This is a genomic window from Sphingobacterium cellulitidis, from assembly GCF_043187465.1.
GTDB lineage: Bacteria > Bacteroidota > Bacteroidia > Sphingobacteriales > Sphingobacteriaceae > Sphingobacterium > Sphingobacterium cellulitidis.
Genome location: NZ_CP171136.1, coordinates 852,010 through 875,207, shown reverse-complemented (window position 1 = coordinate 875,207; position 23,198 = coordinate 852,010). Strand labels below are relative to the sequence as shown.

The 23,198-nt window shown below is 40.8% G+C and carries 28 protein-coding genes; 16 read left to right on the top strand and 12 right to left on the bottom strand.

Annotation, left to right across the window (positions count from 1 at the left end; translation table 11 throughout):
• Positions 1-71: 71 nt before the first annotated feature.
• The 4 genes from ACF3OC_RS03840 to mobC form a co-directional block, all read right to left on the bottom strand.
• Positions 72-479: a hypothetical protein gene (locus ACF3OC_RS03840; protein ID WP_024567741.1), complete on the bottom strand. Its 408-nt coding sequence runs from the start codon at positions 477-479 to the stop codon at positions 72-74.
• A 110-nt stretch (positions 480-589) separates the two neighbouring features.
• Complete coding sequence (locus tag ACF3OC_RS03835) at positions 590-1,468, bottom strand: helix-turn-helix domain-containing protein (protein ID WP_024567742.1); 879 nt, start codon at positions 1,466-1,468, stop codon at positions 590-592.
• Positions 1,469-1,823: 355 nt separating this feature from the next.
• On the bottom strand, positions 1,824-2,024 hold the full coding sequence (locus ACF3OC_RS03830; RefSeq protein ID WP_024567743.1) for a hypothetical protein: 201 nt from the start codon (positions 2,022-2,024) through the stop codon (positions 1,824-1,826).
• A 159-nt stretch (positions 2,025-2,183) separates the two neighbouring features.
• Positions 2,184-4,184, bottom strand: a complete 2,001-nt coding sequence (gene mobC / locus ACF3OC_RS03825) for a conjugal transfer protein MobC (protein WP_024567744.1) — start codon at positions 4,182-4,184, stop codon at positions 2,184-2,186.
• Positions 4,185-4,397: 213 nt separating this feature from the next.
• Here mobC and ACF3OC_RS03820 point away from each other — a divergent pair, with 213 nt between their 5' ends.
• Entirely contained in the window at positions 4,398-4,955 is a 558-nt protein-coding gene (locus ACF3OC_RS03820) for a hypothetical protein (RefSeq protein ID WP_024567745.1), read from the top strand.
• An 18-nt stretch (positions 4,956-4,973) separates the two neighbouring features.
• Here the strand turns inward: ACF3OC_RS03820 and mobB are convergent, their stop codons facing one another.
• From mobB to ACF3OC_RS03805, 3 genes are read right to left on the bottom strand one after another with little or no spacing between them, the layout of a single operon-like run.
• Positions 4,974-6,260 carry a conjugal transfer protein MobB gene (mobB, locus tag ACF3OC_RS03815; RefSeq protein ID WP_024567746.1) on the bottom strand — a complete coding sequence of 429 codons (1,287 nt, stop codon included), beginning with the start codon at positions 6,258-6,260 and terminating at the stop codon, positions 4,974-4,976.
• Positions 6,257-6,703 carry a conjugal transfer protein MobA gene (mobA, locus tag ACF3OC_RS03810; protein WP_002996037.1) on the bottom strand — a complete coding sequence of 149 codons (447 nt, stop codon included), beginning with the start codon at positions 6,701-6,703 and terminating at the stop codon, positions 6,257-6,259. The genes mobB and mobA overlap by 4 nt, the downstream gene beginning before the upstream one ends.
• A complete protein-coding gene (locus ACF3OC_RS03805) occupies positions 6,700-6,933 on the bottom strand; it encodes a hypothetical protein (RefSeq protein WP_138944202.1) in 234 nt (77 codons plus the stop codon). The genes mobA and ACF3OC_RS03805 overlap by 4 nt, the downstream gene beginning before the upstream one ends.
• A 491-nt stretch (positions 6,934-7,424) precedes the next feature.
• On the opposite strand from ACF3OC_RS03805, the gene ACF3OC_RS03800 reads away from it, so the two are divergent.
• Genes ACF3OC_RS03800 through ACF3OC_RS03790 form a run of 3 tightly spaced genes read left to right on the top strand, consistent with a single transcriptional unit; the run spans position 7,425 to position 9,278 of the window.
• A complete protein-coding gene (locus tag ACF3OC_RS03800; RefSeq protein ID WP_024567747.1) occupies positions 7,425-8,192 on the top strand; it encodes a ParA family protein in 768 nt (255 codons plus the stop codon).
• A gap of 4 nt (positions 8,193-8,196) precedes the next feature.
• Positions 8,197-8,631, top strand: a complete 435-nt coding sequence (locus ACF3OC_RS03795) for a DUF3408 domain-containing protein (RefSeq protein ID WP_002996029.1) — start codon at positions 8,197-8,199, stop codon at positions 8,629-8,631.
• An 11-nt stretch (positions 8,632-8,642) separates the two neighbouring features.
• Positions 8,643-9,278: a hypothetical protein gene (locus ACF3OC_RS03790; protein WP_002996027.1), complete on the top strand. Its 636-nt coding sequence runs from the start codon at positions 8,643-8,645 to the stop codon at positions 9,276-9,278.
• 16 nt (positions 9,279-9,294) lie between these two features.
• Here the strand turns inward: ACF3OC_RS03790 and ACF3OC_RS03785 are convergent, their stop codons facing one another.
• The 5 genes from ACF3OC_RS03785 to ACF3OC_RS03765 are packed head-to-tail and all read right to left on the bottom strand — an operon-like array spanning position 9,295 to position 13,279.
• Positions 9,295-10,107 (bottom strand): hypothetical protein, encoded by an 813-nt coding sequence (locus ACF3OC_RS03785; RefSeq protein ID WP_002996025.1) that lies wholly within the window; start codon positions 10,105-10,107, stop codon positions 9,295-9,297.
• Positions 10,108-11,883: a DUF2326 domain-containing protein gene (locus ACF3OC_RS03780; RefSeq protein WP_002996024.1), complete on the bottom strand. Its 1,776-nt coding sequence runs from the start codon at positions 11,881-11,883 to the stop codon at positions 10,108-10,110. It lies immediately after the preceding gene.
• Positions 11,873-12,163, bottom strand: coding sequence for a hypothetical protein (locus ACF3OC_RS03775; protein WP_002996022.1), 291 nt, complete (start codon positions 12,161-12,163; stop codon positions 11,873-11,875). The genes ACF3OC_RS03780 and ACF3OC_RS03775 overlap by 11 nt, the downstream gene beginning before the upstream one ends.
• Positions 12,160-13,056 (bottom strand): hypothetical protein, encoded by an 897-nt coding sequence (locus tag ACF3OC_RS03770; RefSeq protein WP_002996021.1) that lies wholly within the window; start codon positions 13,054-13,056, stop codon positions 12,160-12,162. Before ACF3OC_RS03770 ends, ACF3OC_RS03775 begins: the two co-directional genes overlap by 4 nt.
• Positions 13,057-13,063: 7 nt before the next feature.
• Positions 13,064-13,279 carry a helix-turn-helix domain-containing protein gene (locus tag ACF3OC_RS03765; RefSeq protein WP_109570615.1) on the bottom strand — a complete coding sequence of 72 codons (216 nt, stop codon included), beginning with the start codon at positions 13,277-13,279 and terminating at the stop codon, positions 13,064-13,066.
• A 257-nt stretch (positions 13,280-13,536) separates the two neighbouring features.
• Here ACF3OC_RS03765 and ACF3OC_RS03760 point away from each other — a divergent pair, with 257 nt between their 5' ends.
• Genes ACF3OC_RS03760 through ACF3OC_RS03705 form a run of 12 tightly spaced genes read left to right on the top strand, consistent with a single transcriptional unit; the run spans position 13,537 to position 23,036 of the window.
• Positions 13,537-13,842, top strand: coding sequence for a DUF4134 domain-containing protein (locus ACF3OC_RS03760; protein WP_002979435.1), 306 nt, complete (start codon positions 13,537-13,539; stop codon positions 13,840-13,842).
• Positions 13,843-13,852: 10 nt separating this feature from the next.
• Complete coding sequence (locus ACF3OC_RS03755) at positions 13,853-14,185, top strand: DUF4133 domain-containing protein (protein ID WP_002996016.1); 333 nt, start codon at positions 13,853-13,855, stop codon at positions 14,183-14,185.
• Positions 14,182-16,686, top strand: coding sequence for a TraG family conjugative transposon ATPase (locus tag ACF3OC_RS03750; protein ID WP_024567749.1), 2,505 nt, complete (start codon positions 14,182-14,184; stop codon positions 16,684-16,686). The genes ACF3OC_RS03755 and ACF3OC_RS03750 overlap by 4 nt, the downstream gene beginning before the upstream one ends.
• A 27-nt stretch (positions 16,687-16,713) precedes the next feature.
• A complete protein-coding gene (locus tag ACF3OC_RS03745; RefSeq protein ID WP_002996013.1) occupies positions 16,714-17,346 on the top strand; it encodes a DUF4141 domain-containing protein in 633 nt (210 codons plus the stop codon).
• A 2-nt stretch (positions 17,347-17,348) separates the two neighbouring features.
• On the top strand, positions 17,349-18,344 hold the full coding sequence (gene traJ / locus ACF3OC_RS03740) for a conjugative transposon protein TraJ (RefSeq protein WP_002996010.1): 996 nt from the start codon (positions 17,349-17,351) through the stop codon (positions 18,342-18,344).
• 25 nt (positions 18,345-18,369) lie between these two features.
• Positions 18,370-18,993 carry a conjugative transposon protein TraK gene (traK, locus tag ACF3OC_RS03735; RefSeq protein ID WP_002996009.1) on the top strand — a complete coding sequence of 208 codons (624 nt, stop codon included), beginning with the start codon at positions 18,370-18,372 and terminating at the stop codon, positions 18,991-18,993.
• Between the two features lie 11 nt (positions 18,994-19,004).
• Positions 19,005-19,439: a hypothetical protein gene (locus ACF3OC_RS03730; protein WP_002996007.1), complete on the top strand. Its 435-nt coding sequence runs from the start codon at positions 19,005-19,007 to the stop codon at positions 19,437-19,439.
• 17 nt (positions 19,440-19,456) lie between these two features.
• Positions 19,457-19,741, top strand: a complete 285-nt coding sequence (locus ACF3OC_RS03725; RefSeq protein ID WP_002996005.1) for a hypothetical protein — start codon at positions 19,457-19,459, stop codon at positions 19,739-19,741.
• Positions 19,728-21,068, top strand: a complete 1,341-nt coding sequence (gene traM / locus ACF3OC_RS03720; protein WP_002996003.1) for a conjugative transposon protein TraM — start codon at positions 19,728-19,730, stop codon at positions 21,066-21,068. Before ACF3OC_RS03725 ends, traM begins: the two co-directional genes overlap by 14 nt.
• 23 nt (positions 21,069-21,091) lie before the next feature.
• Complete coding sequence (gene traN, locus ACF3OC_RS03715) at positions 21,092-21,985, top strand: conjugative transposon protein TraN (protein WP_002996001.1); 894 nt, start codon at positions 21,092-21,094, stop codon at positions 21,983-21,985.
• A 27-nt stretch (positions 21,986-22,012) separates the two neighbouring features.
• Complete coding sequence (locus tag ACF3OC_RS03710) at positions 22,013-22,573, top strand: conjugal transfer protein TraO (RefSeq protein WP_002995999.1); 561 nt, start codon at positions 22,013-22,015, stop codon at positions 22,571-22,573.
• 13 nt (positions 22,574-22,586) lie between these two features.
• Positions 22,587-23,036, top strand: a complete 450-nt coding sequence (locus ACF3OC_RS03705) for a DUF3872 domain-containing protein (protein WP_002995997.1) — start codon at positions 22,587-22,589, stop codon at positions 23,034-23,036.
• Positions 23,037-23,198: the final 162 nt, after the last annotated feature.

The window sequence follows — 23,198 nt, the reverse complement described above, 5'->3', positions numbered from 1 at the left end:
GATATTAAAAAAGAAATAATTCGCCCGTAGGATTGGGCGTAACTCAAATTTTAACTTTCAGAGAATGAAAGTTAAGCAACGATGAAAGAGGGAGGTCCCCGAAGGGTGTATGCTCCGAGGAGCGGTGGTAAATAAATAAAGTGTCCATCAGGTGGAAACGTGTGTTTCTGATAGACAACTATATATTCAACAGGCGGAATGAAATCAATCGGTAAAGCCTTGATTGATTTTACATCATCCTTTGAAATAACAATTCTGGTTTCGCTTGAATTAGTAAAAGATACGTGTTCGCCAGCGTGTATAAAACCCGAAAAGGCAAGCTCTAAAGGTGTTTCTTTACTATTGTTATGATGATTGTTGCCATTCTGATGCCCGTCATTGGCAATATCTGCGTGGTGGTGGTGCGATACAATGCCGTGCCCCAAAATAACTAATTGGGCAGCAATTAAAAACAATATGGCAATATATTTACGCAACATTATGGCAAAGATATACAAATAAGTTCATTTGGTAATAATTCGGTGCAAAAAAATGAATTTAGCCCCCAATAAAATATTACAATGGCAGATGCTTAAATTTAAAAAGCCTTTTACACAGGCTCAACAGGAATATGGATTGCTCTCTCCATATTTTCGTAAGGATTTGTCAGCGGGCTTTGCGGTAAAATCTCAAATGCAAAAGGTTGTTTAATCCTGTAAGGGCTTTGATGCAGCCATTCGTATAAGCTGTGAAAAGTATGGAATATTTGTTTTGTATCGCCTGTAATGCCACATACGGCAAACTTTCCGCCGTCAATGTTTAGTATATCAATGCCTTTGGGTATCTCCTGATGTGCCTGTAACGTTATTCCTGCCTGATATATGCCTGCGTGTGGATTGACAATGCCGACAAATTGCGTGTTCACAGTCAGTAAATCCCTTGCCTCTGCAAACTGAATAACTCTTTTGAAACTCTTATGAATTTCTCCGATGTCTGTTAAAGGTGCATTTACAAAAATGACTTTAAGCGATTGGGCTTTTTTTATTTCAATGCTCAAATCCTTTTCCCTGCCGTTATTATCATTTACGAAAAAGTTCCCATTGATTTTTATATGCTTCAGGTACTTTGTAATAGTCGTGTGGTCTTTTGACGGAATGTTCCGCAATTCCTCTGCCGAAATACCAAAGAAATTCCTAAAGCTCCTTGCAAATGTAGAAGATGAAGCAAAACCGTTATCCAGTGCAATTTCGGTAATGGATTTGTGCGTATGTGTGAGCAAATAATGGGCAACATTTATCATTCTTACCTTTATGATAAACTGTTTCGGGCTTTCGCCAGTTACCTGCTTAAATATTTTTTGGAAATGAAAAGGCGAATAATTAGCGATGCCCGCAAGTTGTGCTAACGAAAGCTCCTCTTGCGGGTTTTGCTGAATGAAGTTGATAACTGCATTGATTTTCTTTTTATGTTCCGTTGAAATATCAAACATCGCTTACAAAGGTAATCAAAATACAGGCTAATGGTTTGAGTGCTGCTCCATTCCGTTGTGGTGTGGCGGTGTATGATGCCCTGAATGAAAATGATGAATAATGCCGTGAACAATGGTTGCAACAAGGATGAGGTGAAGCATCACAAGAACGACTTTACTGAAATGGCGATACCATTTTCCAAGCGAATGCCTGTCTATGTAAATCCTCAAAAAAACGGCTGCAATCAACGTCAATAATTCAAAGGTCAAAAGACCTGCTAAATGTAAGTGAAACATAATTTTATATGTAAGCTGATTAAATTAAAAAAAGCAAAGAGCAACCTTATATTGTTACTCTTTGCTGTAACTGCGTTCATCATTTTTTAACAACAAGTTTTTCAGTTGCGGCATTAAACTCAATCGCCTTTTTGTTGCTTTCGGCAACTCTCGATTGTTTGCCGTGAATGATTTTTCCCAAAGGGCAAATACCGTCAGCAGGTGGTTGGTGTCCTACGTGCAATGCCGCTCCAAGTGTAAGAACAGAAGCCGCACTTAACATTACAATTTTACCTTTCATATTATTTTCGACAGTGATTATAGTGCTGTCCCCGCACTTCTAATAATTTACTAAGGCAAAGATTGAATGTTTACATTGCATACACTTTACAAAACGAGGGAAGTAGTTTGCATTTCTTGCGATTGTTGCCAAAACATTTAAAGAACTTTCACTATTCGGCTATTGTTCCTGCACCAAATGCTGTAAGTTCGGGTCGTTCTTGATACGCTCCATTTCGCTGACTACAATATTCAGTATATCAGATTTTATCTGTTTGTAATTGCTTTCAATTTCCTGCTTCATTTTATCCTCGCCCTGCTCATTTACAAAAGATAAGATTTGCGGTATCTTTTGATAGGCTTTGCTTTCTGCTGCTACCTTTTCATTATCTACCACAATTTCGGCGTGAAAAATCTTTTGCTCGATACGTTCATCAAAGTTATCTGATACAGAACCGACAAACATCCCTTGCGTTAAAGTTGAGATTTTGGAAGCGGGAATAAGGCTGTCTAACTGTGTGGAGATAGAGGTAGATTTATCGTTGCGGTTAATCGTCATACTTTGGCGTTTCTGCAACACTTTACCAAAGCGTTCTGATAGGCTCTTTGCCGTTTCTCCAACCACCTGACCACTAAAAATATTGCCTACGGTATTCTGTATTACCTTGCTTTCTTTATCGCCGTAATCCCTCGTCAATTGCGAAAAATCCTGAAAGCCCAAGCAAACCGCTACCTTATTACTTCTCGCCGTTGCGATAAGATTGTCCAGTCCCCGAAAATAAATGGTGGGCAATTCGTCTATGATAACCGAACTTTTAAGCTGTCCTTTTTTGTTGATGAGCTTTACAATTCTTGAATTGTATAAGCCCAATGCTGCGGAGTAGATATTTTGACGGTCGGGGTTATTGCCTACACATAAAATTTTCGGCTCTTTCGGATTGTTGATGTCGAGCGTGAAATCATCGCCTGTCATCACCCAATAAAGGCTCGGCGAAATCATTCTTGATAAAGGAATTTTTGCCGATGCAATTTGTCCCTGTAACTGGTCTTGTGCGCCGCCTTGCCACGCATCCATAAAGGGCGACAAATAATTTTCCAAATCGGGGTAAGAGGTTAAAATCGTGAACACGTCCGAATACTTTTTATTCAGCAATTCAATGGCGTGTGGGAACGTACAATACTTACCATTCTCGTAGATTTTCAGATACCAAATAATGGCAGCCAATAAGATAATTGGGCTTTCTACGAAGAAATCGCCCTGCTTCTGTATCCAGCTTCGGTTGAGGTTTAGCATTATGGTATAAGCCGCTTCGTAAGCATCGGATATGTCGGTCATAAAATCGGGATTGAGTGGATTGCAACGATGGCTCTTGCGTGGGTCGTCAAAATTTATCACGTAAAATTTTGGCTGTACTTTGTACTTGTCCCTGTGCTTCAGTAAATGATTGTAGGCAATGGTAGAAAGGTCGTCAAACTTGAAATCGTATATGTACATACTGAAACCTTTCTCTATCTGCTGCTTGATGTAGTTATTTACAATCGCATACGATTTACCCGAACCCGGAGTGCCTAACACAATTGATGCCCTGAATGGATTGACGATGTTAATCCAGCCGTTGTTCCATTTTCCTTTGTAATAAAACTTCGTGGGAAGATTGACAGAGTATTCGTTTTCCATCAACTTGGTTTCCTGCTGAAAGCTCTCGTTCTCGTTGTTGAAAACATCGTCCATCAGGTTGTTGCGAAGCAAACGGCTCATCCAAACGCCAGCGACCATTAAGGCGATATACCCTAAACCTGTGGTTAAGATATACAGAAATGTAGCGATTAATAACGGTAGCTTTAGTAAAGGGAAATTCAGAAAGAACAGGATAATACCGATTGCTAAAGCCACATAGATTTTAGACCAGGTTATCTTCTCATCTTTAACGCCCTTTGTTCCCAAACAGCTCAAAGCCAACAAAACCAAAGCGAAGACTTTGGTATATAAGGTATGCGAAAACAGCCCTGCCGTTCGCTGAAAGTTGCCTAATATTTTATTGATTAACTCCAATGTCCAGCCACGCTCTATAAAGAAACCGTAGCAGAACCAATAAAGGTGCATCAGCACTATGATGATGCTTACTGCCCGCATAAAAGCCATTATCTTGGCAAGTCCTCTTAAATCGTCTTCTCCCTGCATTTTTGTAAAATTTTAAATGTTCGGGCGTGAATTTAGAAGCTGTGTTGTGTGGCTATAAGAATGTGGCAGTGAATGGCAGTGTTTGGCATTAAGAGGCTATAAAGCCTTCAATACCGTTCAGGTAATCCAATGATTTTTTTTAAATTTATACTCGTGAAAACCATTTTGCTATTCTCGTCTGTTGGAACAAGCAAGATTTAAAAGAGGAATGCTATGAATTGGAATAATCCTGATGCTTATCCCGGAGAAACTGAAGAAGAATATGAAATTCGGAAAAGAGGTGAAAGCCAAGCTGCCACCGGATTAATGTCTGGGATAATAAAGTTTTTTCTTTTCGGCTTAAAAATAGCGGCTATTTTCGGCGTGTTCTTTTACGCCGGGTTTTTGCTGTCGCAAAAATTGTGGGGCAAAGAAACTGATAACTTTAAGATTTGGGCATTCTCCCTATTATTTGCCTACCTCATCTTCTGCATCGTTTATTTTTTGAAAGGAACTATTATAGGATTACGGAGAAAGAACCAGAGGCTATGGATATTACCGTGGGCTATCTGTGTTTTATTATGCTGCATTGTTCCTGCATTCATTATAAAATCAATAGTAGCTGGTATGTTCAGCGTGACAGAACGAGATAGTATATGGTGTATCGGGCTAAGCTGGGGAGCGTTTGTACTTTCCGCATTATACATCTACGGTATTTATCAATTCAAAACACCTACTGCACCTAAGATTTTGCATTGGAGCTATGCGTTGGGGCTGAAAGTTTCTACATAATAGGCAAAGAAAAACCTGTTACTGACCTCGTTTGCGCTTCCTTTTCTTTTTCATTCTATTGGCAAAATCCTGTTCCTCGTAATCCTCGCCCTGTGCTTCGGGAATGAGCAAACCGCCCAACGCTTCAACCAACCCGTCTTCATTTTTATCGGTAGTAACAAAATCAAACAAATGGTGGGGTTCTTCCGCAGGAAGATCTGCATCATTTGTCCTTGCTATTTTCGGTATTAGCTTATCAGGCTCTTTTATCTCCGGCTTAATGTTGTTATTCCAGTAATCATTAAAGGTATTGGCAGAAAGCTCTGTTGCTAAACGTGAACCGTTCCAAACCGTTTTGGAATTGTGGTCAATAAAAGTGATACCGTAAATACGTCCTGTATCATTCCGGCGCACTACTATGTTAATGCCCTGTTCTCCTAACTGCTTTTTAAATGCCTGTTCATCGCTTGTGGTTTTCAGGGCTATGGTAACGGCAGATTTTAGGGTCTGCTTGGTAGGATTGTCTTTCAATGCCGTTTTGCATTTCGCAAAATGCAATTCCAAAGCCGGAAGCCCTGCGCTCTTGCCAAACAAGGAAGCCTTGAACGGATGCCCGGCTCTTTCGCCTTTTTCATTCAACGGAATATATAATAAGCCCTGCTGCATTTTTCCTTGTAATTCGCCCTCTATTTTCTCGGTGGTAATATTGAACAGGGAAAGCAGGGCATTGTATTCGCCCAAAGTTTGGTATTGGTAGTAGTTCGGCAGGTGGCGAACGACCGAAGCTATTTGGCTTTTTACATCGCCCGCCCGATAATCTACCGGACGGAAAACCTTATCAGTCTGGTTACGTTCTTTGTCCGTAGCCGGTATTAAATGATATTGTTTTTCCAGTTCCCGGCATACATTCATCGACCGCATTTTCTCAAATTTGTCCGAAATCTTTTTGCCCTGCTCGTCCACACATACCGATACGATGTGAATGTGGCTGCGGTCAATATCAGTATGCTTGAATACAATAAAAGGCTGCTCGCCGTAACCCATTTCCCGCATATACTGCTGTGCCATTTCCCGAAATTTATCATCATTTACGATGTCTTTCGGGTCGGGATTGAGCGAAATATGCAGCGTATGTTTCTCGGTATTGCGGTTGGCTATCAGATAAGGAGCGAAAGATTGGGCTAATTGCGCAACCGTATATTGACCGCTTGCGGTTTCAATCATCTTATTGGCAAACAGAATTTGTCCGTTTTCTTTTTCAATTTTCAGGTTATTGTATGCCAATGCACCATATAAATTTCCGCTCCTACCGATTTTTGCTATCACTTTTTAGAATGGTTTTTGAGGTATTTTGCTTCAAATTCTTCGGTCAGTTCAATGATTTTTCTACATAACATCGCCATTTCAGCCGTCTGTTTTTCCAGCTTAAAGAGGTAAGCCGATGCTTTTTTCTGTGAAAAATTCTTGTAAAGCAGCTTAATAATCTGGTTGTAATTCACGCCAACGTTGCGGAACTGGCTGTGAAAAGAGGTCAGCCGCATATAAAAATCAACCGTTCCTTTGTCAATCTGAATGGTCTTTATCGTCTTGTCAAAGATGCGGGATTTGATAAAGTGTGCCTTTACATCCATATTCGACTGGTCAAACAGGGCAAGAAACTTGGCGTTTTCCTCTTCGTTAAGAGAAAGCGAATACCTGAATATCGCTGGGTCTGTTTTAAGTGGACGACCAATGGGTTTTCTCACTTGTCTTTTGTTGTTCTCGTTCATAATAAATCCATTTTTAACCTATACAAAACCCTGACTTCGGAAGGTGTTTTCCAGCCCCCTGCAAGGGCAAGTTGTTCTGCATCGGAAAATACTTTTGAGATGCTGAGAACACAACTTGCCGTGTTCTGTTGAACACAAAAATCCGCCCTGCGGGACGGATTGAATGTAACAGGGAAAAACGGCTCGATGCCGTTCCCCATTTTTTCCGATTTGTCAAAATATGCTTGCATAAATCCGTTAATAAAAATCATTCTACAAAGTAACTACCTCTTATTAAGAGTATTGCAATGCGATACCCGGACAAATACTGCCTTTGAACGCCAAACACTGCCACAATGAAATAAGCACCTATCTATCTGCATTTCTTTGTACATAGAAACAGAGATAAGGGCGCAGATAAGTATGCAGGTAACAACATAAGTACCTGATTAAAAAAGTAGCTAAGTGCAATTGTACGGAGATAGAAAAATACCTGCCGACATACCTGAACAGATAGTTGAGCAAGTAAAAATGCAGGTACGCATATCGGCAGATATGCAGATGCAAACCTGCATATCTGCATACAATCCTAAAGAAGTATTCAGGTACATCGCTAATGGAGCGCATACCTGCCTAAGTAATTACATACCTATATGCCTATGTACAGGATGATATAGGTAGAAGCCTGCGGAGATACGGACATAAGTAATTGAGTATATAAATAAGTAAAAACAGTTGTAATATGAACGAAAAACAAAAACCAGTATTTATCGCCTTTTCATCCCAAAAAGGCGGTGTAGGTAAAAGCACCTTTACTACGCTTGTTGCAAGTACAATGCACTACCGGTTAGGCTACAATGTTGCCGTATTCGATGCGGATTTTCCACAGCACAGCCTGATGAAAATGAAAGACCGTGATTTGAAAATGATAATGGAAAACGAGGCTTTGAAAAAGCTGGCGTACAAACAATTTACCACTATCAACAAAAAAGCCTATCCAATAATACAGCACAAGGCAAACAGCGTACTGGAAGAAGCCCACGAATTTGTAAGCAGCTCTTCAGTGCCACTTGATGTGGTATTCTTTGACCTGCCCGGAACGGTGAACACACCCGGCATCCTGAAAGCACTGGCAGGAATGCACCACATTTTTACGCCCATTACGGCAGACCGTGTGGTAATGGAAAGTACGCTCATTTTCACACAGCTTTTGCAGGACGTGATTATGAAGAAAGGAGAAACCGATATAAAAACCATTAACCTGTTTTGGAACCAAGTGGATGGAAGGGAAAGTACCCCGCTATACGGTATATATAATCAGCTTATCGAACAGTTAGGGTTAAGCCTGATGCAAAGCCAAATCAAAAACAGCACACGCTTCCGCAAGGAAAGCGAAGTAAACAGCAAAACCATATTTCGCTCAACCCTGATGCCGCCCGATGAGCGGCTGATGAAAGCCTGCCAGTTGGACGAGTTTATGAGCGAATTTTTAAAAATCATTCAATTATAGTCCTATGGAGAAAGACAATAAGAAAAAAGTAACGCCCGATATTAACGAGGAGCTGATGATGAACCTGATGGTAGATGGTGTAAAAAAAGAGGGCTTACAGCTTCCGCCAGAAACCGCCGATGAACCGGAGCAGAAAGTAAGTGTGCGGGAAGAACCGACAAGGGAAAAGCCTGCGGTTAAAGAGAAGAGCAGGACCAAAAAGGCAACCGAAGCCGATTACGAAAGTATCTTTTTCAAAAAGTCGGAAACCAATGCCCGTGATGGGAAAACGGTCTATATCCGACCAGAGTTTCACGAAAAGCTGACACGTATTATACAAGTAATTGGTGAAGACAAGATTAGTATTTACGCTTATTTGGATAACCTGTTGGATTATCACTTTCAGGAATTTGGCGAACAGATTACCAAGAGCTATAACGATAAGTATAAACCCATTTAATAATTGGAGCTATGGAGATTGTAATTGTAATATGCCTGCTGATAGTCATTGCCTTGCTTTTGCAGGACAAGATTGTCATTAAGAAAAGGTCGGAGCAAAAGCCGACAAAGGGAAAAATCAATCCGCACCTTCCCGATATTATGGGGCAGCCTAAACCGAAATTAAGCCATTCAGTGCCAAACACTGCCAATGAAAGCCAAATAGAGGAAGTGGAGATAAACCTTGATAATTTAGACATTGAATATGACGAAAACGAAAACGTCAGCATTCAAATTCCGCAGGAAGAACTGGACGAAGTTTTCAGCAATATACCTGATTTGGAAGATGAGGAAGAAGACTGGAACAGGTACGGAATACCCAATGGCGATGACGGTTTTGCCCAAGGGGTTACCTTCGAAGAACTAAGCTCCGTGGGGGTATTGCTCCAAAAAGAAAAATTGGAAACAGCCCAAAAGGAAACAGCGGTAGCCATAGTTCAGAAATTACAGGGAACCGAACTATTCAGCCTATTGGAAAATTCTGTGGCGGATGCTTCCCGAAAGATAGCCGAGCTTTTGGATAGTAGCCTTTCAACTGAAACAGAACCCGGTTCTTCCACCTTGCGGAAAAATGATTTGGGGAATTTTGACATTGGGGAGTTCTTATAGACTTCCCTTTGTCTTTTTAAATTCCGTTTTCCGAGAACTCTTCAAACGCAGAATAGTTTTTTATTCCTTTAGACTTGTTCACTTTTCCCATAATTGTGCAATCAATCCGGCTTTTTAGATAGGATGCTAAATCATCAAAATGCCGAACATCAATATAATTAATTCCTGATGCTTTATATCTTTTAGATAATGAAATAGTAAAAGCAGCCCAGTTGAATTTTTCTCCCTTTTTACTTAGTTCAATTTGTTTCCAATCGCCATATCTTTTTTTTAAATAATCAATATAGTTCTTCTTAGAAAGCTCTTTCCCCAATGCTCCGTCAGGTAATTCAATTTTTGCTTTTACAGGCTTGGATTTTTTTACAAACTTTGGAAAATACTTATGTAGCAAAGCCTCTGATTGTTCAATATGCTTTGTAACGGTGTCCCATCCCCAATAATATAAATGAAATGGAAGTTCCTTTTCTTTTCTGATTTGATTGAGGTATTCCTGTATTTGCACATCGTCACGGAAGGTAGAAACAAAAACAAATTTGTCGAAATCAATAGCTAAGTCCCTCGATTTTTCTAAATCGGTGTTTATATCCTGAATTAGATTTTTCCTGATAGTTTCATCCTTTCTTCCAATGCTCTTCAATTTGCATTGAATAACCGTTTTGGTTTTAGTAGAAAAGACATCAATTCCTTTCTGATTTTGTCCTTTTACACCAAACGTCTGAAAGTCTGTATTCTCATATGACGAAGTATTCTCTACAAAATTGAATAAATCACAAGTAAGTTCCTCAAATAACCTTTCATCTTTTAAAGGAGGTAGTTGATAGTTCGCCATCTAAAAAAATCGTTTAAAAATTGTTTCCTGTTCGGTATCTGAATATTCAGCAATCACTTGTTTTGACCAATCAAAATCAAACTTTCCAAACTTATTTTCATCGCCGTTTAAATCAATTTCATCTTCATTGAAAGTAAGTATATATTGAAAGTTATGCAGCTCGTTCGATTTGTGGTACATATAGTTCAGGACATTGGATATTGTTTTGTATGATATGGCGTGAAATACACCATCGTGTACAAGAAAATCAGGGATATTGCGTTTATCAATCCTGCTTTTTAAGAATACCATTAAATCATACGCTACAATTTTCAAACGTTCCTGTCCCAAAGCATCTGCTTTTGGAATTTCCAGACTTATTTTAAATGGCAACTGATTTCTTGGCGAAGTAGAGTTTAATGTGATATTAAAATAAGAATTATCAAATTCTTCATCCAAATAGATAGCATTTTCAAGAATTTGCTGAAATAATAATCTCAACTCATCAAGATAGGTTTGTTGCTTATTTAGTTCACTAACAATATCTCTCTTTAATTCTGCAATGACAATATTGGAATTTCCTAATATTTCCTCTATTTCGTCAATTTCCCTTACAATTGAGGTGTTCCGTTCTAAAAGTGTTTTTTCATTCACTAATCTTTCGTAGGTACTCTCAATCCTGTCCAATGCACCTCTCTCTTTTAGCAATGAAAATAATTGGCTCCTGTTCTTTTCTAATTTTTCAAGCTGTGTTAAACTTTGGTCTATTGATGATTGTAATTTCTTTTCTTCTTCCAATAAATATTTATTTCTATTCGCCAGAAGTTGTTTTTTAAAGTCTATAACTTCATCTAAACTCTTTTTTACAAAGTTGCCAAATGTAGATACGGTTTCATTGTAGAGCTTACGAATTTTGTCCAGGTCGATAGATGTTACATCATTGTAAGAGGATTTGAGTTTTTCTAATTTACGGTTTGTATTATGATAGATGACAGATTGCTCGTTAATTTCAGATATAACCTGATTTAGCTTTTGCTCTATCTCTTTGTGATTAGCAAGAAAGTTGTACTCTTTCAGGCTATTCTCAAGTGCTACAATATCTTTTTCGATTTTTAGCCGCTCGGTTCTAAACTCCTGAATATCTTTCCCTGTATCTGCCTTAACCTTTTCTGATAATGATTTTACTGTATTATTGTATCTTTCATATTCAGAAGAAACTTCGTTATATTTTAAAAGTGTTTTAGTCGGGAGATTAAGCAAATAAAAATTATACAACGCCTTTTCTCTTGCATTGGCGTTATAAGAAACAAAATTTAAAGGGTCAACTCTCTGCTGACTTTGCAAGTCATCCTTAACAAAAAATTCCATCAACGTTCCATATCTTTTTCCCTCAAAGAATACTTCGTTGTTCTCTGTCGGAAAAAATATCCCTTCCAGCAATTTCGGCATTTCAGATTTTTCATATTCATCGAGAGCATCCGGTCGCTTCCCGAAAAATATTTTTTTTGTATCGGCAAAGCCCCTCTTGAGAAAATATTTTTGTTCCTGTACTTCAATTTCTAAAGTAATCGTGTGTTCATCCTCACGTAAAAAGTCATACTTTTTTTGAGCAAATCTTTTTTCTGCTTTACCGCTTAGTAAGGTAAAATCAACAAGCCTGACCAACGTAGATTTGCCAATACCATTAATCCCTCGTGCTTCTTTATCCCCAGAGTATTTGCCCAATATGATGTTTATTCCATTGTGAAATGGAACAGCATCTATAAGGTTGGTTTCTGAATATATTCTAATTAACATTGTCGAATAAACTTGTTTGATTTTCTTCTTGGCTTTCTTTCTTTACCAATTTAATTTTATATCCTTTTTTCTCAATACTGCCAATTGTATGCAAAAAGGTTAAAGCATACAGAAAAAGGTCGGGTGTTCTATCTTTATCCCTGTTTAAAAACTTATTCATTATATCATCCACGATGGTATATTTGTTTTTAAAAGGGGAATTGCCCATAATACTAATAATATCTGCTCCCAATACCATAAGATTGGTTTTAAGATTGCTTTCTGGCTGCGGTAATATCATAGTTCATTTTCTGTTTTTCTGCCTATTAAACACTGCTCAAACATATAAAGCAATATAGATTTTACACACTTCACATATTCATCATCTTTAATGTTTCCATATGCTGTTGTATATTGGTCGGTTAGATTATATAATCTATCCTTGAAATTTCCTGAAAGTTTATTGTAATCATTTATAACTCTTCTTTTCAGGGTATTAATCTCATCATCGTTATATCCCGAAAGTATATTGGTAATCGTGTTAAATTCTGCCATAACCAGTACCATTTCCGAGTTCATTCCATCCCAATCTTCCTGCTCAAAGTTGAGTTCGATTTTCTTTTGGGGAGGGACTAATGATTTCCTGTCGAAATGCAGAGCCTTATCTTCTTCGCTTGAAGCATTCAATAAGTCATTAATAATTTCCTGAATATAGTCCTGTATAAAAAAGTTCTCAATCCCCAAATAAGCTGCAAGTTTTCTTTTTTTACTTGATACAAGTTCATCAACAATAGAAAGAATTTGGTCTATACCCTTAATCGAAGTATCGCCGTCCAAACTCTGAATTAGCGTAAATTGTTCCGGTGATACTTCGTGGTTTACGTACATTTCCCAATTTGGAAATTTGTCTTTCCAGTTTTTCTGGTATTTTTCGAAATCTCCTTCTTTGTTTGTTGCCCCTAAAACTTTCGTTTCAAAATCAGTTTTGCTATATTTTCTTGGTGCGTAACAAGCCAATATTTTTTGTTCGGGTAAAATAGTACCGTCATTGCCTTTATCCTTATTCCTTCTAATGGGCGTATAGTTATCAACGCCATATTTCAAAAGAAACAGTTCATCAATAAATTCTTCGAACTCAAATCCTTCTTTGGATTGAATTTGCATTTTAAAAGCGTTCTTCAATAATTTATCCATATACAAATCAGAGTTCCAAATTAATTTTAACTGTACCGTCAAATCCCTTTTCTACTATCTCTTTAAGGGTTTGAAGTTTGATATTATTGCCATAATCAGTTTCAACCTTAGAAATGTAACTCCTTTTCTTACCCACTTTTTGGGCTAATTGTTCTTGAGTTAGCTGTCTTTGTTCTCTGGCTTCCTTCAGCATTTCTCCAATATGTCTGCCTGATATTTTCATCTCAAAAAGGATTAAAATTGACTTTATTACGAATGTACAAATGTAATTTAAAAGTTGCATTGAACCAACTGTAAATTGTATAAAAAGCATTTGAAAATTTCCACTCTCGTTCTGAAAATTCCCACCAACAAAGCCACTCACAGCCAAACACTTCCTTTGACTGCCACTTTCTTATAACGCCTCTTTTTCCACAAGACATTTGTCCCGAAAGCTCGCAAGGTGCGGGATAAAATGTAACAAATAAATGTGTTTCAATTATGGAAAAACAGAGAAAAAAAGTTTTGCTGGCAGCCGTGGCGATGCTGTCAGGAATTGGTGCGTTCGCACAGGGAAACGGTTCGGCAGGTATCAACGAAGCTACTCAAATGGTAACAAGCTATTTCGACCCCGCCACCCAATTAATCTACGCCATCGGTGCGGTGGTTGGGCTCATCGGAGGCGTTAAGGTGTATAACAAATTCAGCTCCGGCGACCCTGACACGAGCAAGACTGCGGCAAGCTGGTTTGGTGCGTGTATCTTCCTGATTGTTGCCGCTACCATCCTGCGTTCATTCTTCCTGTAATCCTTTGCTTATGAATAGTTACAATATTAACAAAGGCATTGGGCGTACAGTAGAGTTCAAAGGATTGAAAGCGCAATACCTGTTCATTTTCGCAGGCGGACTGCTCGGTACGCTTATTCTCGTGATGATACTGTATATGGCAGGCGTAAACTCTTACATCTGCCTGTTCATCGGAGCAGGGGGTGCTTCGCTCATCGTATGGCAGACCTTTTCACTGAACCAAAAGTACGGCGAACACGGGCTGATGAAAGTGGGTGCAAGAAAACGGCATCCTCGATACATCATCTGCCGCAAGCCTGTACACAGGTATTTAAAATTCACTTCTAAACCAAAAGCCGTATGAGAAATGTAGCAAAGACCTCCACTTTGGAAAGCAAATTTCCATTGCTGGCAGTAGAGAACAACTGCATACTTTCCAAAGATGCGGACATTACCGCCTGTTTTGAAGTGCGTTTACCGGAACTGTTCACGGTAGCTTCTGCGGAATATGAAGCCATTCACTCCGCTTGGCACAAGGCGATTAAGACCTTACCCGATTTTACGGTCATTCACAAACAGGATTGGTACATCAAAGAAAGCTACGCCCCCGATTTGGCACAGGAAGATCAGAGTTTTTTATCGAAATCTTATCAACGCCATTTCAACGAGCGACCATTCCTGAACCACTATTGCTACCTGTTCCTGACAAAAACCACCAAAGAGCGTATGCGTATGCAAAGCAACTTCAGTTCGCTTTGCAAAGGCACACTCATACCAAAGGAAATCAGGGATAAGGAAGCGATACATCGCTTTATGGAAGCCGTAGCACAGTTTGAGCGTATTGTGAACGATAGCGGTTTTGTGAGCCTGCAACGATTGAGCGAAGAAGACATCATCGGTACAAATGAAAAGCAAGGATTGCTGGAACAGTATTTTACCCTTTCGAGGGAAGCAGGAACGCCGATGCAGGACATCGCACTCGGTGCTGAAGAAGTCCGTATCGGAAACAAAAGGTTGTCTTTGCACACCCTGTCCGATACGGACGATTTGCCCGGAACGGTATCGGCAGATACACGTTTTGAAAAGCTATCTACCGACCGTAGCGACTGCCGTTTGTCGTTCGCTGCACCTGTGGGGTTGTTGTTGAGCTGCAACCATATCTACAACCAGTATTTGTTTTTGGATAACAGCGAAGCGAACCTGCAAAAGTTTGAAAAATCAGCAAGGAATATGCACTCATTGGCTCGGTACAGCCGTGCCAACCAAATCAACAAAGAGTGGATAGAAAAGTACCTGAACGAAGCACATTCGTTCGGGCTTTCCTCTGTTCGTGCGCATTTTAATATTATGGCGTGGTCGGAAGACCCTGCCGAACTCAAACAGCTAAAGAATGATTGCGGTAGTGCGTTAGCACTGATGGAGTGTAAGCCACGCCACAACACTACGGATGTTGCCACGTTGTATTGGGCTGGAATGCCGGGCAATGCCGGCGACTTTCCGGCAGAGGAAAGTTTTTACACGTTCATAGAGCCAGCCTTATGCTTCTTTACCGAAGAAACCAATTACCACAATTCGCCGTCCCCATTCGGGGTAAAAATGGCGGACAGGCTTACAGGCAAGCCTATCCATTTGGATATATCAGATTTGCCAATGAAGCGTGGCATTATCACGAACCGGAACAAATTCATTCTTGGTCCGTCAGGTTCGGGTAAATCGTTCTTCACAAACCATATGGTAAGGCAGTATTTCGAGCAGGGCGCACACGTACTGTTGGTAGATACGGGTAATTCCTATCAGGGTTTGTGCGAATTGATTAAGGGGAAAACCAAAGGCGAAGACGGGGTTTATTTTACCTATACCGAAGACAATCCCATTGCCTTTAACCCTTTTTATACCGATGACGGCGTGTTCGATATTGAAAAGCGTGAAAGTATCAAAACTTTGATACTAACGCTTTGGAAAAGGGACGATGAACCGCCGACCCGTTCGGAAGAAGTGGCATTATCCAATGCCGTTAGCGGTTATATCGAGCGTATCAAAACGGAAAACGTGTACCCATCATTTAACGGCTTCTACGAGTATGTAAAAGGCGATTACCGCAAGGTATTGGAGCAAAAGCAGGTAAGGGAAAAAGACTTTGACATTGCCAATTTCCTCAACGTATTAGAGCCTTATTACAAAGGCGGCGAATACGATTACCTGCTGAACTCAAACAAGCAGTTAGACCTGCTTTCCAAACGCTTTATCGTGTTTGAAATTGATGCCATCAAAGACCACAAAATCCTCTTTCCCATAGTCACGATTATCATTATGGAGGTGTTCATCAACAAGATGCGCCGACTGAAAGGTATCCGTAAGCTCATCCTGATTGAAGAGGCTTGGAAAGCGATTGCCAAAGAGGGAATGGCGGAATACATCAAGTACCTCTTTAAGACCGTTCGCAAATTCTTCGGAGAAGCGATTGTCGTAACGCAAGAGGTCGATGATATTATCCAGTCGCCCATTGTGAAAGAAAGTATCATCAACAACTCCGATTGTAAAATCCTCTTAGACCAGCGCAAGTATATGAATAAGTTTGACGATATACAGGCAATGCTGGGGCTTACCGATAAGGAGAAAGGGCAGGTACTTTCTATCAATATGAACAACGACCCATCAAGGCTTTACAAAGAAGTCTGGATTGGTTTAGGTGGTACGCACTCGGCAGTCTATGCCACCGAAGTTAGTTTGGAGGAATACCTCGCCTATACCACCGAAGAAACCGAAAAAATGGAAGTAATGCAGCTCGCTGCTGAACTGGACGGAAACGTGGAACTCGCCATTAAGCATATCGCTATGCAACGGCGTGACAATTCAAATCAATAGTCATTAACAATTTAAAATTTCAAGAAAATGAAAAAAATCCTTTTTATGGTGTGTACGGCACTAATGCTTGCCGTTGCACCGTCCGCAAAAGCCCAATGGGTAGTAACCGACCCCGCAAACCTTGCATCGGGCATTCTCAACAGTGCGAATGAAATCGTACAGACTTCTTCCACCGTAAGCAATGTGGTTAAGAACTTCAACGAAGTGAAGAAAGTGTACGAACAGGGCAAGGAATATTACGACAAGCTGAAAGCCGTCAACAACCTTGTGAAAGATGCCCGTAAGGTGCAGCAAACGGTTTTGCTGGTAGGCGATGTTTCGGAAATGTACGTGCAGAATTTCGGCAAGATGATGAACGACCCCAATTTCTCGCCGCAAGAGCTGACCGCTATCGGTAACGGCTACTCCGCATTGCTCAATGAAAGTACCGAACTGCTGAAAGAACTGAAGCAAATCGTAACCTCATCCAGCCTTTCGCTGAACGACAAAGAGCGTATGGACATCATCGACCGTGTGTACAAAGAAGTAAAAGACTACCACAGTCTTGTACGCTATTACACCAACAAAAATATTTCTGTAAGCTACCTGAGAGCGAAAAAGAAAAACGATGCCAAAAGGGTGCTTGACCTATACGGAACTGCTAACCAAAAATACTGGTAACAATGGAATGGGATAATCTTCACGAACTCCTGCGTTCGCTTTATGACGATATGATGCCGCTTGCAGGCGATATGGCGGCAGTGGCTAAAGGTCTTGCGGGATTGGGTGCATTATTCTATGTGGCATTAAAGGTTTGGCAGGCTTTAAGCCGTGCCGAACCTATTGATATGTTCCCATTGTTACGCCCGTTTGCTTTGGGGCTTTGCATTATGTTTTTCCCAACCATTGTATTGGGAACTATCAATGCAGTGCTAAGCCCCGTTGTAACGGGAACACATTCCATACTCGAAGACCAGGTGCTTGACCTGAACAAGCTGCAACAGCAGAAAGACCAACTGGAATATGAAGCAATGGTCAGAAATCCCGAAACCGCCTATATGGTATCGGACGAAGAGTTTGACAAGAAGCTGGATGAATTGGGCTGGTCGCCCTCCGACATCGGCACGATGGCGGGTATGTATATGGACAGGGGTGCTTATCAAATAGAAAAAGCCATAAAGGATTGGTTTCGCAATCTACTGGAGATACTCTTTCAGGCGGCGGCTTTGGTTATTGATACCATAAGAACATTTTTCCTGATAGTCCTCTCCATACTCGGACCGATTGCCTTTGCAATTTCCGTATGGGACGGCTTTCAGTCCACGCTCACGCAGTGGCTCACGAGGTATGTGAGCGTTTACCTGTGGTTGCCTGTTTCCGATTTGTTCAGTTCGATGCTGGCAAGGATACAATCGCTGATACTGGAAAAGGATATAGCAATGCTTTCAGACCCGACCTATATACCCGACACCTCCAATACGGTGTACATCATCTTTATGATTATCGGCATCATCGGGTACTTCACTATCCCGACAGTAACAGGCTGGGTAATCCAAGCTGGAGGCGCAGGAAACTTTACCCGCAATGTAAACTCAACAGCAATGAAAGCAGGAAACCTTGCCGGAGCCGGAGCTGGTTCAACGGTTGGAAACATCGGCGGTCAGTTACTTAAAAAATAATGTAAAACAATAATCATTCTTAAAAATGGAATTTAAAACGCTAAGAAATATAGAAAACAGCTTTCGGCAGATACGTTTATATGCCATCGTGTTTGCCGTTCTCTGCATAGGCGTAGTAGGATTTGCCGTGTGGAAATCGTACAGCTTTGCAAATGAACAAAGGCAAAAAATCTATGTGCTGGATAATGGCAAATCACTGATGCTTGCCTTGTCGCAGGATGCCAGTATTAACCGACCTGTGGAAGCAAGGGAACACGTCAGGAGATTTCACGAATTGTTCTTCACGCTTGCACCCGATAAGAACGCTATTGAAAGCAATATGAGCAGGGCGTTCAACCTTGCCGATAAATCAGCTTTCGACTATTACAAAGACCTGTCTGAAAAGGGCTATTACAGCCGTATCATTTCGGGTAATGTTCAGCAACGAATTGAGGTAGATAGTGTGGTGTGCAATTTCGACAATTACCCCTATGCAGTGCGCACCTATGCCAAACAGTTCATCATCCGTTCGAGCAACGTAACACGCCGTAACCTGATTACTTCCTGCTATCTCGTCAACTCCGTTCGTTCGGATAACAACCCGCAGGGATTTAACATCGAAAAGTTTGCGGTAGTAGAAAACAAAGACATCGAAGTTATCGAACGCTAAAAATTAAGGATATGAAACAGTTACTTGATTTAGACGCATTCGCAAAAACGCTGACCGATAAAGGGTATGACGGTTATTTCCAAACGGAGGCAGCTTATGCCGACAAAATCAAAGACAGCATCAGCAGGTTTTTAGAGGCTTGTAAAAATGGGATGGATAAACCGATGTTGCCCAACATTATGATGCTGACAACTTACCTGCAATGGAATGGCGATGATAAGCCAAAGGTTGAATGCAATATGTGGGTAAAGTATGAAGACGGTCTTTTTGATGTACAGAAGATGAATATTGAAAGGATAGACCAATACGGGCAATTATTGAAACAATCCAAACTGACAGACCTCTCTACAAGCTCGGTTCCGACAAGGAAAGAAGCCATTGCCCAAGTGTCTGACAAACCTAAAGAACAGTTGTCTTCCCCGAAAAGGCGGTTTAAAATGCGATAACCGAAAATCATTAAAGTATGAAAAAATTAAGAGCAACTATGGACAGGTTTTTTGATAAGCTCGATGAGCGTTGGCGGGCTTTGCCAGTGCGCAAGCAGCATCAATACACGTTGTACTTTTTTGTGGGTTATCTCTTGCTTACGGCAGGGGTTATTGGCAAAGTAGTGTACGATACGGGCAAGCCGAATGATACCATCAACATCAGGCATATCGAGAACCCTGTCCTCAAAAGTAAAAATCCTGCAAGGTTGCAGGATAGTGTATCAACAATTTTAAAAAATCAGTTTTATGAAAGAAAATGAAAAAAGGGTCAGCATTCTCGTTGAGGAAGGCGACCAAAGTAAAGCATCCAATCTGCTGGATGATAAAAAGAACAGCAAAGACCGCCTTAAAAAGCCCTTGATATTCGGTTTGATGGCGATTGTCTTCTTAGGCTGTATGTACCTCATCTTTAAACCGTCAAAGGATAAAAAAGAGGTCGAAAACATCGGGCTGAACGATGCTGTTCCACAAGCTACCGGGGCAGGAATGCCCGACAGCAAAGGCAAAGCGTATGAGCAGGAAATGCTGGAACAAAAAGACCAGGAGAAACGCAATGCCCTTACCACGCTATCCGATTATTGGAATGAGGACAGCTCATCTGCCAACGCCAAGAGCGAAGAAGATTTTGTAGAAGAGGAAGAAAGCAACGGCTATGGCAGTGGCAGAAATTCGGGACGTTATGGCAATCCTGCCTTGAACAGCTACCGAAATACACAAAGCACGTTAGGCTCATTCTATAATAACGACAATGCAGAAACAATGGAACTCCGCAGGCAATTGGATGAGCTAAAAGAAAAACTGGCTGATAAAGATGTACCTAAAGCAACAACAGTAGATGACCAGCTTGCCCTGATGGAGAAATCCTATCAAATGGCTGCAAAATATCTTCCGCAAGGTAATAGCAGCAATGGAGAAGCCACACCCACAAACGGTACAGCTTCGGGAGCTTCGACTGCCAGCCAAAAAGAGCATTTTGTATCATTTACGCCCACAAGGAAAAACACCGTATCAGCCTTGTATCGTGAGCCAACAGACAGCGAATTTTTGAACGATTTAAACCAGACCAAAAACAGGGGCTTCTATACCGCAGGTTCTACTGAACAGGTGGTACAGCCGAAAAACAGCATCAAAGCCTGCGTACACGATGCACAAACCGTTGTTGGGGAAACGGGCGTAAGGCTTCGTTTATTAGAGCCTGCCAAAACGCCTAATCGTACCATTCCCAAAGGAACTATCGTAACGGCGAATGCCAAGTTTCAGGGCGGTCGTTTACAGCTAAAGGTTACTTCGGTAGAACTGGAGGGTAATATCATTCCCGTAGATATTACCATTTACGATTTGGACGGGCAGCAAGGCTTGTACGTTCCGTATTCGCCCGAAATGAACGCACTTACCGAAATGGCGGGCAATATGAGCCAGACAGGAGGAACGAGCGTGATGCTTACGCAGAATGCCGGACAACAGGTTGCTGCCGATTTAAGCAGAGGCATTGTACAAGGAATTTCGGGCTATTTCGCAAAGAAAGTACGTACACCAAAGGTTACGCTCAAAGCAGGGCATCAGGTCTTCCTTGTATCAAAACAATAATGTTAAACTAAAATAATTTTATAATGAAAAATCTTTTTAAAACACTTTGGGCATTTGCTCTGACTATCGGCTTAGCCGTAAATTCTTTTGCGCAGGACAGCATCAGAACTCCGCTTGCATTGGGCAAGATAGAACCATACAAAATGGAAGTAACCTACGATAAAACTTCGCACTTGATTTTCCCGACTGCCATTCGTTACGTGGATTTGGGAAGCGAATACCTGATTGCAGGTAAAGCCGAAGATGCGGAAAACGTACTACGAGTAAAAGCATCGGTAAGGAACTTTGAACCGGAAACGAATTTTTCAGTAATTACCAATGATGGACGTTTTTACAGTTTCAGTGTGTATTACAGTTCCTACCCTGAAGCAACAAGCTATGACCTGCTAACAATGCAAAAATCAGTAGATAGAACCAACGGAAACGATGTGCTTTTTGAAGAATTGGGCAACAATTCGCCCTCACTGGCAGGCTTGTTACTGGAAACCATTTACAAGAAAGACAAGCGCATTGTAAAGCATATCGGGGCTAAGAGTTTCGGCATTCAGTTTATCCTCAAAGGCATTTACATACACAACGGCAAATACTATTTCCATACCGAACTGCGTAACAAAACCAATGTTCCGTTTGAGATTGATTTTATCAATTTCAAAGTGGTGGATAAAAAGGTTGCCAAACGTACCGTAGTGCAGGAAATTCCTTTGACACCGCTTAGGACTTACAAACCATTGGACGGCATAAAAGGAAAATCTACCGAGCAAAATGTATTCCTCTTAGACCAATTTACCATTGCCGATGATAAGATACTTCTGATTGAGATTTTCGAGAAGAACGGCGGCAGGCATCAAACATTGCAGGTGGAAAATTCGGATTTAATCAAGGCTCGTTTGATTGACGATATGCACCTGAAATTTTAATAACCCATTTAAAACAACAGTAATAAAATGAAAAAGTATATCTATACCGTGATGCTCGTTTTAATGGGTATCACAACGACACAGGCACAGCGAATGCTGCCGAAACAGAAAGGGTTGGAAGTAAATGTTGGTGTGCTGTCCGATGATAAAATCGGCAACGATTATTATATCAATATCGGTATGACCGTGAACGGTAAGAACGGCAATTACCAGCTTTGGGCGTTGGAATATACGCACCAATACCACGATTATAAAGACCTCCGCATCCCGCAGGAAACTTTTACAGCCGAGGGCGGTTACAGCTTCTTCCTTTTGGGCGATGCCCGGAAGAACATCACGCTGAATGCCGGAATAACCGCCGTAGCAGGTTATGAAAGCATCAACCGTGGCGAACCGATGTTGTATGACGGAGCGAAGATATTGGACGAGGACAATTTCATTTACGGAGCTGGCGGACGACTGACCTTTGAAACGTACCTTTCTGACCGATTTGTATTAGTCCTGCAAGGGCGTACAAAAGTCTTTTGGGGTACGGATTTACGACAGTTCCGACCGTCGGCAGGTGTGGGATTAAGGTTTAACTTTTAAAACGTAAAAAACGATGATAGCAATATTCAATAAATTCAGAACAGGGCTACTGCCATTATATATATTCCTGGCAATCCTCACAGCTTCGGTTACGTTGGTATCTTGCAGCAAAGATGATGAACTCGAAATACAGAACAATTTTCCTTTCGAGGTCAATGTAATGCCAGTGCCTAAAGATGTTGCCAACGGACAAACCGTAGAAATACGCATTACCATACAGCGTACAGGCAATTACAGCAACACGCAGTATTTTCTTCGCTACTTCCAGTTTGATGGTCAGGGAACGTTGCAATACTACAATGAGCCGCCGTATCAGCCCAACGACCTGTACCAGTTACCAACGGAGCAGTTCAGGCTGTATTACACGTCAACGTCTGCCGTATCACAATCTTTTGATGTTTGGATTTCGGACAGCTTCGGGAACGAAAAGCAGATAACTTTTCAGTTTAACAGCAGCGATTAAGAGCAGTATTCCAATTCATAAATAACGGCTTATCTGATGGGTAAGCCGTTTTTAATTTTAAATTCGATAGTTGCTAAAGAAATAATTTCTTATCCTTGCAATAATGAAAAAGGGTATTATCCTTTCGGTTTACCAAATTTGAGTAAGTTATTATTTCCATAA